The organism is Brevibacterium picturae, assembly GCF_900105045.1.
GTDB classification, from domain to species: Bacteria; Actinomycetota; Actinomycetes; order Actinomycetales; family Brevibacteriaceae; genus Brevibacterium; species Brevibacterium picturae.
In genome coordinates, this window is the sequence record NZ_LT629739.1 from 359464 (window position 1) to 374680 (window position 15217).

Consider the following 15217-nt stretch of genomic DNA (forward strand, 5'->3'; position numbering starts at 1 on the left):
GTATGGTCTGGGCGCGTCCTCGCCCGCTCCCCCGGCCGTCACAATATGTCACGGGCCGCCGGGTCGTCTGAGTTGTCCACCTATTCCAGTTCGACGCCGCGCTTCTCCGGAAGCAGGAACATGGCGAGGAACTGGATGAGGTAGATGGTCGGCAGGAGCGCGAGAGCGAAAGCGAAGCCGAAGGAGTCCGCGAGCAGAGCGATGACCACGGGCGCGAGTCCGCCGAGGGCGCGACCGATGTTGAAGACGACGTTCTGCGCCGTGGCTCTCACCTGCGTGGGATACATCTCTGCAAGCAGGGCACCATGTCCACCGAGCATGCCGTTGGCGAAGGCTCCCATGAAGAAGCCGCCGATGAGCAGTGCAGTCGGGTCGGTCATCTGGCTGTAGACGAGGATCGAGACGATCGCCCCGGCCTGGAAGATCCAGAATGCCTGACGCCTGCCCAGTCTGTCGGCGACCTGTCCGAAGATGAGGATGCCAGCGAGCATTCCGATCACCGTCACCGCCGTCCACAGCGATCCCTTCGTGACACCGAGGTCCATCTTCTCGGACAGATAGTTGGGCAGCCAGGCGATGATGCCGAAGTACCCGAAATTCTGCACCGTCGAGAGGACGATCAGCGCGAAGGTGATCTTCACGGTCGCTTTGTCCTTGACCAGCGCGCGGATCTTCGCGCCAAACGTCGGAAGATCCGCGGCAGCTTGGGGCGTCCCGTCAGAGTCAGATTCGGCCCCTGAGCCTTCCGGCTCCCCCGCTATACGACTCCGCTGGGACTGCACGAACTTGTCGGGCTCTTCGACGCCTCGGCGAATAACGAAGGCGAAGATCGCCGGGAAGAGACCGATGACGAACAGTGCCCGCCAGCCCCATAGGGCGATGACGGGGGCGGAGACGATGGCTGCGGCGAAGACGCCGATCTGGAATCCCACGCCCACCCATGAGGTGGCTCGGGCACGCTGATTGGCCGGCACCGCCTCGGCGGCCAATGCCATGCCGATGCCGAACTCGCCGCCGATTCCGATGCCGGCGATGAACCGGTAGGCGGCCATGTCCCAGTATCCCTGCGCGATTGAGCTCAGTCCGGTGAACACGGCGAAGATGAGAACGGTCCAGGTCAGGACCCGAACGCGACCGTAGCGGTCGGCCAGGGATCCAAAGATGATGCCGCCGAGGACCGCTCCGAAGAGGGTGATCGTCGACAGTGATCCTGCCTCGACGTCGCTGAGTCCGAAGGTGGCGATGATCCCGCCGAGGGCGAAGCTGAGGATGAGTAGGTCGAAGCCGTCGAGCCCGTATCCGACGGCGGCGGCGAAGAGTGCCTTGCGTCTGTAGGTGGGCGCCGAGGTGGACTCGGCAGTGGTCTTGGGCGTCGCTGCGCTCATGCGGGATCCTAGATCGATCGGCGGATCGGAAAATGGCCGCAGACCATTATCCACCAGAAGTGGCCGGCAGATGAACTCGCAGGTCATCTGCGAAATGCTCATCCACCGGCCCTGGGGTCGTAATCATGAGGTCAATGGGATCGGCTCACACCAAGGCGTCGGCGCCCAATCGGAATCCGGCTCCATTGTGGTCATCGGCCAGGCGCGGGCCCTGCCCGGTCAGCTGTTCGCGAACCGTGGCGCCCTCAACCGGTTCGGGCAGGAGGCCGCGGCGGCGCAGTTCCGGCGAGACGTACTTCGTGAAGCGTTCGGCGTCGGCCGGGCGGACGGCTGCGGCGATGTTGAACCCGTCGATGTCGGCCTCGTCCATCCAGTGTTCGAACTCATCGGCGATCGTCGCGGGTGAGCCGGTGATGACGGGTCCGCGTCCGCCGATGGCGACGAACTCTGCAAGGTCGCGGATGGTCCAGGTCTTGTCACCGGCCATCGTGGTGAATGAGGCGAGCGCGGACTGGTTTGCGTCGGTGGCCACGTACTCCAGCGGGTCTTCGGGCTTGGCCCCGGAGAGGTCGACGCCGGTCCAGCCGCCGAAGAGGGAGAGTGCGGATTCGGTGTCGACGTAGCGTGTGTAGTCGGCGAGCCTGGCCTCGGCGGCTTCGTCGGTGTCGTCGACGACGACGGTCGCGAGCGCGAAGATCTTCACGCTGTCGCGGGCCCGTCCTCGTTCTTCGAGACCGTCGCGGACCTTGTCGACCCAGGTGCGCAGGATCTGTGGTGTGGGTCCGGAGAAGAAGATCGCCTCGGCGTGGTCGAGGGCGAACTCCTGCCCGCGTTTGGATGCGCCTGCCTGGAACAGAAGTGGTGTTCCCTGTGGCCCGGGCACGGCGAGCGCCTGGCCGGGGACGGTGAAGAACTTGCCCTCGTGGTTGATGTCGTGAACCTGTTCGGGGTCGACGAAGACGTTGGCCTCGGCATCGGCGCGCAGAGCCTCGGGGGTGAAGGAGCCTTCGAGGAGTTTGTACACGACGTCCATGAACTCGTCGGCCCTGTCATAGCGCTCGTCATGCGGGATCTGACCCTTGAGCCCCAGGTTGCGCGCCGCGGAGTCCACGTAGCTGGTGACGATATTCCAGGCCACCCGCCCATTGGTGAAGTGGTCAAGCGTCGTCAGCGTCCTCGCCAGCAGGTACGGCTTTTCATAGGTCACCGAGGCAGTCACGCCGAATCCCAGCGTTGACGTCGCGGCAGCCATAGCAGGCACTGCGACGAGCGGGTCGAGGAGGGGGAACTGAACTCCCCCACGATTGGTGACGTCAGCGTTGCCTCCGTAGACGTCGTAGACGCCGAGGATGTCGGCGAGGAACAGCGAGGAGAAGCCGCCTTCTTCCAGGGTCTTGGCCAGATCGGTCCAGAAGCTCAGTTGGGTGAATTCCTCGACACGGGAATCGGGGTGGCGCCACAGTCCGGGTGACTGGTGGACCGGGGTCATCATGTCGAAGGCGTTGAGAATGATGGGTTTCGTCATGGGGTGTCTCTTTCCTTGTCGGTGTCAGACGTCGGCGGCAGATGTCAGGTAACAGGTTTGTGTCAGTCGTGGGCAGGATCGGTCAGCGCCAACTCGCGGGCAGGGTCCTTCGCCGCCAGTGCTGCGAGGAGCGAGAGCAGGCACAGCAGCGTGAGGTAGCCGCAGATCAGCCAGGGTGAGTGGCCGCCGACGACGTAGAGCAGGGCCGCGACCATGGGCATGATGCCGCCGCCGATGACGGTGCCCAGCTGGTATCCCATGTTCACGCCCGAGTAGCGGATCTCGATGGGGAACTGTTCGGCGAACCAGGCTGCTTGGGGTCCGTAGATGGCGTCATGGGCGAGGTTCATGCCGAGGATAACGACGATGGGCAGGAAGGCCAAGGGACCGGCGTCGAGGAAGGCGAAGAAGATCCAGCCGAAGACGGCCACTCCGATGATGCCGCCGATGGTCACGCGTTTGCGCCCGACCTTGTCGGAGACCCATCCCCACAGTGGCCCGGTGAAGAGCCCGATGGCGGAGGCGATCATGACTGCGGTGACTCCGGAGGCGGAATCGCCGCGGTTCTCGGCCAAGTAGTTGAGCATGTAGACGGTGATGAGGTAGAAGACGCTGTTCTGCGCCAGGCGAAGGCCGATCGTGACGAGGAGGACGCGCGGGTGTTTGGTCAGAACGTCACGCAGGGGTGCCTTGGCGACATTTCCCGAGGCCTTGAGCTCTTTGAATTCGGGTGCGTCGGAGACGCCGAGGCGAATCCACAGTCCCAGCGCCACGAGCAGTGCCGAGGCCAGGAAGGGAATGCGCCAGCCGAAGGATTCGAACTGTTCGTCGGTGAGCAGCGATTGCACGGTGAAGAAGGCACTGGTGGCCAGCAGCATGCCCGCGGCGGATCCGATCTGGGTGAAGGATCCGAACAGTCCGCGCTTGCGGGCCGGGGCGTGTTCGACCGAGAGCAGAGCGGATCCGCCCCATTCGGCGCCGGCGGACAGACCCTGCACGATGCGCAGGACGACCAGTGCGGCCGCGGCCCACCAACCGATCGCGTCGAAGTTCGGCACGAGTCCGATGAGCGTCGAGGCGATGCCCATCGACAGCAGGGAGACGACGAGCAGCGCCTTGCGTCCGACACGGTCGCCCAGGTGCCCGGCGATGATTCCGCCGACGGGCCGGGCGATGAAGCCGACGGCGAGGCTGGCGAATGCGGCCAGGCTGCTGCCGAGTTCGCTGCCGCTGGGGAAGAACTGGACGTTGAAGATCAGTGCCGCCGCGGTGCCGTAGAGGTAGAAGTCGTACCACTCGATGGTGGTGCCGGCGAAGGCCGAGGCGAGGACTCTCTTCTTCCCGTCCAGAAGCCGCCGAGGCGGCTCCTGGGTGATCGTCTCCGCTACGGAGGACTGTGGCATGGGGTTCTCCCTCATCGACATAGTCAGAGTTTCGTTGAGCAATCTAGGGAGTCTGCGTCGATCCGTATCGCGCCCGTGTCACTGTTGGACTTTGATCGTCACACGGGGACATAAGACGTCTCAGCGCTGTCACAGTGGGATGCGCCCGTCCGGATTATCTGTGATGATCGCAGGAGATCAGTAGGCATTGTTGAGCGGAATATCTCAACAGCACAGCCCCTCAACAGTCACGTATCACCGGAGGCAAGTTCATGACGACGATCGCACGAGCCGCAGCCGTGTCACCGGACGCTCTGCGCGAGACGTTCTCGCACTTTCCGCAGGGCGTCGCGCTCATCGGCGCCGAGGTGGGCGGGACTCCCCTCGGACTCGTCGCTTCGACGGTGACCGCGGGAGTCTCACTCGACCCGCCGCTGATCAGTGTTGCGGTGCAGGCCAGCTCGAGCACGTGGCCGCTCCTGCGCACTGCACCGGCCCTAGGGGTCTCCCTCCTCGGCACGCATCAGTCACAGTTGGCCAGGCAGCTGGCGTCGAAGGACCGCGCCTCGCGCTTCGCCGGGATCGACCCCGAGATCACCGCCGATGGCGCGCTGACCATCCCAGGCGGCGCCGCCTATCTGTGGACCCGCCTCTACAACGAGGTCGAGGCCGGCGACCACTCCGTCGCCCTGCTCGAGATCCTCGATACCGACAGCCGCGCCGATTCCGGCGATGAGCCTGACACCGACGCACTTGTCTTCCACCGCAGCGAGTTCAAGGGCATGACGGTCTCCTGACCGTCCCGTCGCCGCCAGGTGAGCCGCCCTCGACATCACCCGTCTCACCCTTGACGCTGACTAGAACACGTGTTCGAATGTAGTCATGAGATGGAGTCAGCAGAGCGCTCTTGACCCGGCAGTAACGGGCACGGCGGCAACGGGCACGGTGGCCGCAGGCATCGATGCGCCACCGGCCGAGCTCTTCGGGGTCACAGGTCTGGTGCGCAGTGTTCAAACACCGGAGTTCGCCGGCGTCACATTCCACGAAGTGTTGGCGAAGTCGGCGTTGAACAAGGTGCCCGCGGCCAGTTCGATGCCATTCACCTGGACGATCAACCCCTACCGCGGGTGCTCTCACGCCTGCGTGTACTGCTTCGCTCGCAACACCCACCGCTATCTCGACCTCGATCCCGGTCAGGATTTCGACCGGCAGGTCATCGTCAAGGTCAACACTCCCGAGGTGCTGGCCGCCGAGGTGGCCAAACCGAAGTGGTCACGTGAGCTGGTCGCATTAGGCACGAACACGGACCCCTACCAGCGCGCCGAAGGCCGCTACTCGCTGATGCCCGGCATCATCACCGCCCTGGCCGAGCACGGGACGCCGATGTCGGTCCTGACGAAGGGCACGCTGCTGCGCCGCGACCTGCCGCTGCTGGCTCGCGCCAAAGAGGACGTCGACGTGGAGATCAGCATGTCGATCGCCGTCTACGATGATGCCCTGCAGCAGACGATCGAACCGGGCACGCCGACGACGACGGCACGCCTGGCCACGGTGCGGTCGGCGGCGAACCTCGGCTTCAAGGTCACGGTCTTCCTCATGCCGGTGATGCCGAAGCTCACCGACTCCATGGATCACCTCGACACAGCCCTGCGCGCCATCAGGGAAGCCGGTGCGAGCAGGGTCGTCTACGGGGCGCTGCACCTGCGGCCTGGCGCACGCGAATGGTTCTTCGCCTGGCTCGAGCATGAGCACCCCGAGCTGCTCCCCCGCTACCGCCGCATGTATGCGAAATCCTCGTACGCATCGAAGGAGTACCGGGCGTGGCTGAGCCGGCGCATCAATCCGCTCATCGATGCATACGATCTGCGCGGGGCTACCGACGATGACTACCCGATGACCAAGCGCGGAGACCGGACTCGACTCGGTGCCGCGTCTTCGACCGCAGCTCAAGCCGCAAGCCTGACTCCCCCACCTCAAGAAGCACTTTTCTGAGCCTCTTCCAGTGTTTCTTCACATTGGAATGCAAACAATTAAATATCAAGCCACTTTGCTGGATACAATCTCTACTATGAGTGCAGATGACGGCCCGGAGCTGACAAGCAGACTGACCAGCACCTTTCACTTCATCACGGGGGCCTGGGCTAATCGCCGCCACACACGACTGATCTCGAGTCTCATCCTTGCGGTACTTCCACTTGGCGCCTACTACTTCGTTGAGGGCTCCTCCCGTCTTTCTGCCGATCTCACCGTCATCGGCATCCTCACCAGCATTTCGATCTTGGCCTTCTACCCACTCGCCAGAGAAGTGTTCTACCGGATGACACAGCCGATCGCCGAGGCTTTCACAGGGTTCTTTGTCATCGGCTGGCTCCTTGTGCTCATCGTGTTCGTCGTCCGAATTCTCATGTACTTGCTGATCTGGGTCACGTCCATCCCATTGGGTATTCTCGGCTTCTTCTACCTCGCCATCACCGAGGCCAGAGGCGACGGTTTCCGGTTTGGATGAGGCCAGGGAATAACCCGCCCCCGCCCCGGGTTCAAGCGGTCATGAGGATTGAAATCTGGTCGGACATCGCCTGCCCATGGTGCTATATCGGAAAACGTCGCTTCGAGACCGCCTTGGACGGCTTTGCACATAAGGATGACGTCGAGGTCGAATGGCGCAGCTACCAGCTCGACCCGAGTCTGCCCTATCACTACGCGGGCACAGAGACCGAGTACCTCAGCCAGGCCAAGGGAATGCCTGCCGAGCAGGTTCGACAGATGTTCGACCACGTCACGCAGCAGGCGGCCGGTGAAGGTCTTGACTACGACTTCGACTCCATCGTCGTCGCCAACAGCTTCACGGCCCATCGTCTCCTCCACCTGGCCAAGACGCACGGTGTCATGAGTCAGGCCAAGGAAGAGCTCCTGTCCGGCCATTTCGAGAAGGGCCGCAACATCGGAGATGCCGAATACCTCGCCGAGGTGGCCCAGACAGTCGGCATCGACGCCGACGAAGCCCGCCGGGTCCTGTCCACCGACGAATACACCGCCGAGGTCAAGGCCGACATCGCCGAGGCCCAATCCTTGGGTGCCAACGGTGTCCCGTTCTTCGTCATCGATCGTAAGTACGGAATCTCCGGCGCCCAGCCGCCCGAAGCCTTCGCTCAGGCCCTCGAGACCGCATGGGGCGAAAGCCAGAAGCTCACGGTGCTCGCCGGAGCAGGATCGAGTGCGGACAGCCCTGCCCCGGGCAAGGGTGGAGACGAGACCTTCCGCGAAGGCGCAGTGTGCGGCCCCGAGGGCTGCGACTGACTCGACCCTGCAACGGCTCCGGTCAGAACTCAGGCACCGGTCACAAGTAGGGCATCGACGGATAGCGGATGACCCCGTCCGGTGACGTCACAGGCCCGGCGATCATTCCGGCTGCCGCATCGATGAGGAACCGGCCCACCTGTTCCCAGCTGCCCTTGTCAGTCCCCTCATTCATCTTCACTTCCTGGTCCGAGCACGCGCTGGTGACCATGTGAGCCAGCAGATACGCCCTACCGCGCAGGACACCTTCGGGAATGCCGTCGATCGATCCGTGGATGAACCTCAGATCGTCAGGCAGAGCGGACTCGTCCATCACGGACTTCATGATCTCCACTGCTGAGGGCACGATGCCCACTTGCGAGAGGAACTGCGCACGCCAACTCGGCCGCGGCAGGTCGGCCAATACGGCGAAGAGCGGACCCATTCTGCAGCGGACCAAGTCATGGATGCTCGGCGCCTCGCCCAGATCAGCGACGTAGGCCTCCCGACGGAGGGCCACCTCGGCGACATGGCGCTCGACGAGCGCCCGCAACAGGCCATCCCGCCCACCGAAGTGATACGAGATCGCGGAGTGATTCGCCGCCCCGGCATAGTCGACGATGCGGCGATTCGACACCGCGTCGATGCCGTGGACGGCGAAGAGCTCCTCCGCGGAGTTGAGCAGCACCTCGCGCGCTCGATCACTCTGGATTCCCATGATCCCTTTTCTCTCATTCTCGTCAACGCTGCAGACGCTGTCGGCCTGTCGCGATACCAGCGCTCCACCCGCCTCGGCGAGTACTGTCATCACCCTGACAAACAACCGTCGATTTCACAAAAATAAGTCACGTGTCTTAAACTAACCAAGTACATGGTGGTCGAAGGCGACCACTCGACTTCCGAATCGACCAGGAGGACGACCGTGGCCGCCGAACCACCACAGACACGCCGCGAAGCGCGTGAATCAGAACAACCGATAGAACCGGATGCCTCGCCTGGCGCGTCCGACGCCCCGGCCTCCACCGAGTCCGATCATGCCGACACAGACGCTGCCCCTGACGCAGCCGCAGCCGCGAAGCGCGCGAAGGCGGAGATGATCGGTCGGACGGCCGCGATCTTCATCATGCCGCTCCTGTTCGTGGGCATGATGATCACCGGCTACCTCGGCACCATGCACTCCCCCACCGCCAACGACATGCCCGTCGTCGTGGCCGGATCAGATTCGAAGGCCGCGGACATGAAGCTCGCGCTCGACGGCTCCGAACCCGACGCCCTCGACGTCGACACCGTCGACGATGCCCACACCGCACGTGAGATGGTCACCGACCGCGAGGCCTCGGCAGCGGTCGTCATCAAGGGCGACAAGGCCACCCTCTACACCGCAGGCGGAGCCGGCGCCCAGCAGGCCACGACGGTCACAGGACTCGTCATGCCGGCCCTGCAGGACGAAGGCCTCGAGGTCTCGACACAGGACCTGGCCCCACTGCCGGACAACGACTCCACCGGCCTGGGAGCGATGTTCCTCATGACGTCCATCGTCATGGCCGGCTACCTGCCCTTCAGCGTGCTGCGGTCGAACTCGCCCGAGCTGCTGAAGTTCAAGCGGATCGTGCCGATCCTCGGCGCGTGGGCCGCGGTCATCGCCGGCTTGGTCTGGACCGTGACCTGCCCGATTCTCGACGTCGTCGACGTCAAGGACACGGTCGCGATCCTCGGCATCGCCTGGCTGGGTGTGTTCGCGATCGCCTGCGTTCAGCTATTCATCACCAGACTCTTCGGCGCACTGGGAGTGCTCTTCGGGATCCTCTTCCTCATGGTCCTGGGAATGCCGTCGTCGAACATGGCCATACCCGTCTACACCATGTCGCCGTTCTTCCGCTTCACCCACGAGTTCCTTCCGATGCCCGCCATCGGCGAGGCCCTGCGTTCGGTGCTCTACTTCAACGGCACCGGCGTCACCGGCCACCTCCTGGTCCTGGCCATCGGGGCCGTCGTCGGGCTTCTGGCGACAAAGGCCTACGACACAATCTCGCACCGCCGCAACCCCGACCCGCAGCCACTGAGTGTCAACATCCCGTCTCTGCACGGGGGCCGACGCCCCGATTCGAAGGTGCTGCGCTACATCTCCCTCGTGGCCTTCCCCCTGGCGATGGTCACCATGATGATCTCGTTCATGCTCGGCGCGATGGGCTCACCCGCCCCCAAGGACATGCCTGTGACCGTGGTCGGTGCCTCGACTGAACAGGCCAAGGACACGATCGCCGATCTCGAGAAGAACATGGGTGAGGACATGTTCGACTTCACCGCGACGACGAACGAAGACGAGGCCCGAGCCCTCGTCAAGGACCGGGACCAGGTCGCCGCCCTCGTCCTCCCCACGGAAGACAACGCTGAGTTCGGCCTCATCGCCAACGAGGCCGGCAACAATGCCGCCTATCGCGTGGTCAACCAGGTCTTCGATCAGGTCGCTTCGGCCCAGGACATGGATCTCGAGGTCGACAATATCGCGCCTCTTCCCGATCGGGATAAGAACGGCGTGGTCGTCATGTATGTGGCGATGGGCTGGGTCCTCGCCGGTTTCATGGTCGTCATCGTCGCAGCCAACGCCAATCCGTGGAGCCGCCCGCTGAAGCGGATGGTGCCGCTGACCGCGGTCTACGCACCGTTCATGTCCCTGGTGGTCGCACTCATCGCCGGGCCGATCACCGGCGCCGTCGAGGGCCATTTCGCACAGCTGTGGGGTGCCGGAATCCTCGCGATCTTCAGCATCGCGATGTTCGCCATGGTCTTCGAGAGACTCATCGGTATGCTTGCGATCGTCCCAGTCATCGGGACGCTCATGTTCGCCGGGATGCCCGCCTCCAACGGGTCGATCTCCGAGTACATGACGCCGACGTTCTTCTCCACCCTGCACGATTTCCTGCCGATGCCGGCAGCCGTGGAGACGATCCGCTCGATCGTCTACTTCGACTCCGATGTCGTCACCGAGCACCTCCAGGTCCTCGCACTCTGGGGACTCGTCTCCCTGGCCCTGGTGTTCCTCATCGACAGCATCAAACCGCCGCGGACGGAGCACGACTTCGGCAACCTGCACCTCGAACAGGAGAGGGAGGCCAACAAACAGGCCCGGGAACAAGCGAAGGCCCTCGAAGCCTCCGGGTCCGCCCAGACCGTGCAGTCGACGATTGTTGACCACGAGCCGAACAAATCCATGGAAACAGAATCAGCAGCATCCACGGAGCAGGCCGAGTACAGGGTCGCACCCACCGCGGGCGACGGACTGACCCATCGGTTCGCCGAGGCGGCCGATGAGAATTCCGTTGACGAGCGTTCGACTCCCGTGGACTCAGAATCAAGCGACCGTCAGGAGCGCATCCCCTCCACCGTGTGACCTGTTGACTATCTGCTCCGCTGAACACGGGCAGGCCATCGCCGAGATGAACAACCACCTCGGCGATGGCCTGTTGATTGACATCTTCGGTTCGCGCCTCAGCGCCAGGTGAAACCGTCGGGGTCGACGAATTCCCCGAGAGTGCCCGCGATCGTCAGGCGATGAGAGCCCGAGCCTTCGGGGTCGACTCCGGCGTTCTTCGCCACCGCACGTCGACTTTGGATGGCCAGAGTGATCGTCGAACCGGTGTCGAATTCGACGTACTTCGAACCGAACCCCCGGCTGACCTCGATCCCACGGTCACGGTAGAAGTCCTTCGTCGCACGGACGTCGTCGACGCCGACGAGCAGCACTATCTGGCTCGCCAGTCCTGTCGGTTCGGCAGTGTTCTTCTTCGCAGAGGAGGCCAGTGTCCACACTGTTCCGTCCGGCGACCGCAGGGAGCCACCGTAGCCCCAGAAGCTCTTGGATACCGGTTTCACCATCTGTGCTCCCGCTTCGACGGCCGCGGCAGCTGTCATATCGACGTCGGCAGGCTGGTCGAAGACGAGGGAGATGCTGAAGCCCCGAAAACCGTCGGTCGGTTCATGTGATGAGCGGACGCCGATCAGGTGATCGAGGCCGAATGCGCTGCGGACGAATTCCTCGGTCAGGTCCTCTTCGCTCGATTCGATGATGATCGAATTGACTGCGGTGTTTTCGCTTGTCTCCATTACCTGCTCCTCGTCGCGCCGTGAGTGACTGTGGTTGTCCATCTTAGGAGTCGGCATGTCGACGTTGCTTCTTGATTTCTGACCGACCTCGACGCGATTACAAGGAGCTCAGGTGTTCGAGGGTCTACAGTCGGATGACTATGGGTTCACATATCGATTTCTTCGGTCCGACCGGCTTCATCGAGGCCGAACTGCTCCTGGCCAGCTTCTTCCTGTGCTCACTGATCGGATTCGAGCGGCAGTTCCGGCAGAAGAGCGCCGGTTATCGCACCCACGTGCTGGTGGGCATCGGCACGTGCGCGTTCACGCTGGTCTCCGCATACGGGTTCGCCGGTGCGCTCGGCGACGACGCCCGTCTGGACCCGTCGAGGATCGCCGCACAGATCGTCTCGGGTGTCGGCTTCCTGGGTGCCGGTGTGATCTTCAAGGGCCGGAACATGGTGCGCGGACTCACGACGGCCGCCACCGTGTGGGTGACGGCTGCCGTGGGAATGGCCTGCGGAGCGGGAATGGTGTCCTTGGCCATGATGCTCACCGCTCTGCATCTGCTGACGCTGTTCGTCATCGCTCCCCTGATCCGCCGGATCCCCGACAGCGATCATCGCAAACTGCTGCGCATCGCTTACAAGGACGGCTCCGGGGTCCTCCGCGACATCCTCGCCGTGGCCGGCAACATGGGGTATTCGAACACGATCGTCGACTCCAAGCGCTTCGAGGCCGAGGACGAAGTGCCCATGGTCCAGATAGACGTGAAGTTTGAGGGAAAGCCGCCCCTGCACATGCTCATCCCTCCCCTGTTGGAGCTCTCCGGCGTGGACAAGGTGAGCATGCGTGAGGACCGGGTCCATTCGGTCGACGACGACGGCGACTCCGTCTGACTCACCGCTCGCCCCGACTCACCGCTCACCCCACCCCGCACATGCCACTCAGCCTCGCAGCGAGCGCTTCCACGCGAGGGTGGCGAGTGCGGCCGCCTGGTCCGGCAGGTACGCATCGTCGAAGAGCACCTGCGGCGAATGGTTCCAGGCCGCAGTCTCCGGGTCGATGCCCTGCGGAGACACGAGGAAGAACAGAAACGCACCCGGAACCTCGTTGAGCACGAAGGAGAAGTCCTCAGACCCCATGAGCGGGGTCGGGGCTTCGGCGTACCGGTCCTCGCCGAACGTCTCGGTCATCGTGTCCGCCACGAATGCGGCTTCGACGTCATTGTTGACGGTGACGGGATACTGTTCTGTCCACACCACCTCGGCGGTGCATCCGTGAGCGGCAGCGATCGACTCGGCCATTCGTGGGGCCACCTCGGCGAACTTCTTCGTCGACTCTGCTGACAGCGTCCGCACGGAGGCACCGATCGTCGCCGAGGGTGGGATGACGTTGACGGCGTCGCCGGCCTTCAGCTGCGTGACTTCGGCGACGACCGGGTCGAAGACGCTGAACGTGCTGGTGACCATCGCGTAGAGCGCCTGACCGAATTCGAGGGTGGGCCGGACCGGATCGATGCTGGTGTGCGGTTGTGAGCTGTGACCGCCGCGTCCGTGGAATGTGACGTGGATGGTGTTGGCCCCGGCCATCAGCGTGCCGGGCTTCGTGGTGAAGGTTCCGGGCGTCCCCGGTGCGACGTGGATGCCGTAGGCGGCATCCGGAGTCGAGCCGATGGCCTCGAACATGCCTTCATCGATCATGTCCTTGGCACCGCCCAGCCCTTCCTCACCGGGCTGGAACATGAAAGCGACGGTGCCTGCCAGTTCCTCCTGGTGAGCGCTCAGTAGCTTCGCTGCTCCGACGAGCCCGGCCACGTGCAGATCGTGACCGCAGGCGTGCATGCGCCCATTGGTCGAAGCGAAGTCGAGGTTGGTCTCCTCGGCAACAGGAAGGGCATCCATGTCTCCGCGCAGCAGCACCGTTGGCCCGGGCTTCCCGCCGCGGAGCACGGCGACGATCGAGCTGAGGTTTGTGCCTGTGGTGATCTCCAACGGCAGGTCCTCGAGTGCGTCGAGGACCAGTTGCTGGGTGATCGGGAGCTCGAGGCCGAGTTCCGGATTGCGGTGGAGTTCCCGGCGCAGCTCGGAGAGTTCGGTGGCGAGTGCCTGTGCTTCTGTGGTGAATTCGTGGTTCATGTGGGTTCCTCTCTGTTGGTGTGTGGCGCGATGTTGGTGTGTGGCGCGATATTGGTGCGTGGCGCGATTCGGCTGTGGACTGGTTGTCATCCGAGGGCTGAACGCACCGGCGAGTTCGGAAACCAGCCGGCGGAGTCCTTGACCAGTGCCCCGCCCTGGAGGACTGCCTTGACGTTGTCGGGGTCTGCCAACGAGGTGATATCGGCCAGCGGGTCGAAGTCGAGAACGACGAGGTCGGCGAGCTTGCCCGCTTCGAGGGTGCCGAGATCGGTGGACAGGCGCAGCAGCTCGGCGGCATTCTTCGTCCCCGCTACGATCGCCTGCATCGGTGTCAGGCCGAGTTCGACGGCGTGCATCTCCTCGCGCAGGTTGAGTCCGTGTGGGCAGACTCCGGCGTCGGTTCCGAGTGCGACCTTCACTCCGGCGGCCATGGCCACGGTGACACGTTCGCGTGCGATTGCGGACCACTTGACCTTCTTCTCATACAGGTACCCGGGAACGTTCTTCGGGTCTGGGACGCGCAGCGCGCTGCTCAGCGTCGGGACGAGGAAGGTTCCGTTCTCGAGCATGAGGTCGATGCCTTCGTCGTCGATTCCGTATCCGTGTTCGACGGAGCGGACGCCGCCGCGGATGGCCGCCTTGATGCCTTCGGCGCCTTGGGCGTGGGCGGCAACGGGCTGACCTGCTCGTTTGCCGGTCTCTTCGACGATGAGGCGCACATGCTCCTCGGGGACACCGATGTCGTCGGGGGTGTCCGAGGGGCTCGAGACGCCGCCGGTGGTGCAGACCTTGATCACGTCGGCGCCGGAGCGCACGAGTGTGCGGATGGTGCGGCGCACGTCGTCATCGGTGTCGATGATCGGGTCGACGGGCATGGCCGGCATGGTGGGCAGGCCGTTGGGCATCGTGAAGTCGGTGTGCCCGCCGGTCGGCGACAGCGGGGTGATGGCCAGGTGGACTCGCGGTCCGAGGATCAGTCCCTGTTGGATGCTGTCACGCACGCCGCGGTCGGTACCGCCGAGGTCGCGGACCGTGGTGACGCCTGCCATGAGCGTCTTCCGCGCGTTGGCCGCGCTGCGCACGATCCGCTCCGAAGCGAAGCGGGCGAGGTTCTCGGCCTGGTTCTCGACCGAGAGGCCGAAGTGCACATGGGAGTCGATGAAGCCGGGCATGATCGTCTTGCCCGCAAGGTCGACGACACGTGGGCCCTTGCCACCAGAATCGCTGCCTTCCCCCGCCGAGGTGGCTTCCTCGTTGCGCTGCACGCCAGCGTAGACGATGCGACCGTCCTTGATTTCGATCTCGGAGCCGGCGACGGGGTCACCGCCGTTGCCGTCGATGAGGGTGGCACCGCGCAGGATGATGTGCTCGGGGTCGTGATTCGTGGTGGGCAGATAGGCGGTCGACATGAGTGGCGATGATCCTTTC

General features: G+C 64.0%; 13 protein-coding genes. 6 read left to right on the plus strand and 7 right to left on the minus strand.

The genetic code is table 11. The features are described from left to right. Positions 1–80 precede the first annotated feature (80 nt). From BLT92_RS01680 to BLT92_RS01690, 3 genes are all read right to left on the minus strand, one after another. Positions 81–1385, minus strand: coding sequence for an MFS transporter (locus BLT92_RS01680; protein WP_092102394.1), 1305 nt, complete (start codon positions 1383–1385; stop codon positions 81–83). 145 nt (positions 1386–1530) lie between these two features. Next, positions 1531–2910, minus strand: coding sequence for an LLM class flavin-dependent oxidoreductase (locus tag BLT92_RS01685; RefSeq protein ID WP_092102397.1), 1380 nt, complete (start codon positions 2908–2910; stop codon positions 1531–1533). A gap of 62 nt (positions 2911–2972) precedes the next feature. Then, positions 2973–4313 (minus strand): MFS transporter, encoded by a 1341-nt coding sequence (locus BLT92_RS01690; RefSeq protein ID WP_092108667.1) that lies wholly within the window; start codon positions 4311–4313, stop codon positions 2973–2975. Positions 4314–4564: 251 nt separating this feature from the next. Between BLT92_RS01690 and BLT92_RS01695 the strand changes: the two genes are divergently transcribed. The 4 genes from BLT92_RS01695 (at position 4565) to BLT92_RS01710 (ending at position 7589) form a co-directional block, all read left to right on the plus strand. After that, positions 4565–5089 carry a flavin reductase family protein gene (locus BLT92_RS01695; protein WP_092102400.1) on the plus strand — a complete coding sequence of 175 codons (525 nt, stop codon included), beginning with the start codon at positions 4565–4567 and terminating at the stop codon, positions 5087–5089. A gap of 85 nt (positions 5090–5174) precedes the next feature. Then, positions 5175–6284, plus strand: coding sequence for an Rv2578c family radical SAM protein (locus BLT92_RS01700; protein ID WP_092102403.1), 1110 nt, complete (start codon positions 5175–5177; stop codon positions 6282–6284). Between the two features lie 76 nt (positions 6285–6360). Next, positions 6361–6798 carry a hypothetical protein gene (locus BLT92_RS01705; RefSeq protein ID WP_092102405.1) on the plus strand — a complete coding sequence of 146 codons (438 nt, stop codon included), beginning with the start codon at positions 6361–6363 and terminating at the stop codon, positions 6796–6798. A gap of 41 nt (positions 6799–6839) precedes the next feature. After that, positions 6840–7589 (plus strand): DsbA family oxidoreductase, encoded by a 750-nt coding sequence (locus BLT92_RS01710; protein WP_092102408.1) that lies wholly within the window; start codon positions 6840–6842, stop codon positions 7587–7589. Between the two features lie 40 nt (positions 7590–7629). Here the strand turns inward: BLT92_RS01710 and BLT92_RS01715 are convergent, their stop codons facing one another. After that, positions 7630–8286 (minus strand): TetR/AcrR family transcriptional regulator, encoded by a 657-nt coding sequence (locus BLT92_RS01715; RefSeq protein WP_157691295.1) that lies wholly within the window; start codon positions 8284–8286, stop codon positions 7630–7632. A gap of 153 nt (positions 8287–8439) precedes the next feature. Between BLT92_RS01715 and BLT92_RS01720 the strand changes: the two genes are divergently transcribed. After that, positions 8440–10959, plus strand: coding sequence for an ABC transporter permease (locus BLT92_RS01720; protein WP_197679653.1), 2520 nt, complete (start codon positions 8440–8442; stop codon positions 10957–10959). Between the two features lie 98 nt (positions 10960–11057). Here BLT92_RS01720 and BLT92_RS01725 read toward each other — a convergent pair whose 3' ends face one another. Continuing rightward, positions 11058–11672 carry a VOC family protein gene (locus tag BLT92_RS01725; protein WP_172802537.1) on the minus strand — a complete coding sequence of 205 codons (615 nt, stop codon included), beginning with the start codon at positions 11670–11672 and terminating at the stop codon, positions 11058–11060. A 140-nt stretch (positions 11673–11812) separates the two neighbouring features. On the opposite strand from BLT92_RS01725, the gene BLT92_RS01730 reads away from it, so the two are divergent. Beyond that, positions 11813–12550, plus strand: a complete 738-nt coding sequence (locus BLT92_RS01730) for an MgtC/SapB family protein (RefSeq protein ID WP_092102414.1) — start codon at positions 11813–11815, stop codon at positions 12548–12550. A gap of 48 nt (positions 12551–12598) precedes the next feature. Here the strand turns inward: BLT92_RS01730 and BLT92_RS01735 are convergent, their stop codons facing one another. Then, complete coding sequence (locus BLT92_RS01735) at positions 12599–13789, minus strand: M20 metallopeptidase family protein (protein ID WP_092102417.1); 1191 nt, start codon at positions 13787–13789, stop codon at positions 12599–12601. 86 nt (positions 13790–13875) lie between these two features. Further along, positions 13876–15198: a metal-dependent hydrolase family protein gene (locus tag BLT92_RS01740; RefSeq protein WP_092102421.1), complete on the minus strand. Its 1323-nt coding sequence runs from the start codon at positions 15196–15198 to the stop codon at positions 13876–13878. Positions 15199–15217 lie beyond the last annotated feature (19 nt).

Coding starts and splice junctions, on each gene's coding strand:
- BLT92_RS01710 (WP_092102408.1), top strand. CDS start 6,840: ATGAGGATTGAAATCTGGTCGGACATCGCCTGCCCATGGTGCTATATC.
- BLT92_RS01730 (WP_092102414.1), top strand. CDS start 11,813: ATGGGTTCACATATCGATTTCTTCGGTCCGACCGGCTTCATCGAGGCC.
- BLT92_RS01680 (WP_092102394.1), bottom strand. CDS start 1,385: ATGAGCGCAGCGACGCCCAAGACCACTGCCGAGTCCACCTCGGCGCCC.
- BLT92_RS01700 (WP_092102403.1), top strand. CDS start 5,175: ATGAGATGGAGTCAGCAGAGCGCTCTTGACCCGGCAGTAACGGGCACG.
- BLT92_RS01720 (WP_197679653.1), top strand. CDS start 8,440: ATGGTGGTCGAAGGCGACCACTCGACTTCCGAATCGACCAGGAGGACG.
- BLT92_RS01740 (WP_092102421.1), bottom strand. CDS start 15,198: ATGTCGACCGCCTATCTGCCCACCACGAATCACGACCCCGAGCACATC.
- BLT92_RS01735 (WP_092102417.1), bottom strand. CDS start 13,789: ATGAACCACGAATTCACCACAGAAGCACAGGCACTCGCCACCGAACTC.
- BLT92_RS01705 (WP_092102405.1), top strand. CDS start 6,361: ATGAGTGCAGATGACGGCCCGGAGCTGACAAGCAGACTGACCAGCACC.
- BLT92_RS01725 (WP_172802537.1), bottom strand. CDS start 11,672: ATGGAGACAAGCGAAAACACCGCAGTCAATTCGATCATCATCGAATCG.
- BLT92_RS01685 (WP_092102397.1), bottom strand. CDS start 2,910: ATGACGAAACCCATCATTCTCAACGCCTTCGACATGATGACCCCGGTC.
- BLT92_RS01690 (WP_092108667.1), bottom strand. CDS start 4,313: ATGCCACAGTCCTCCGTAGCGGAGACGATCACCCAGGAGCCGCCTCGG.
- BLT92_RS01695 (WP_092102400.1), top strand. CDS start 4,565: ATGACGACGATCGCACGAGCCGCAGCCGTGTCACCGGACGCTCTGCGC.
- BLT92_RS01715 (WP_157691295.1), bottom strand. CDS start 8,286: ATGGGAATCCAGAGTGATCGAGCGCGCGAGGTGCTGCTCAACTCCGCG.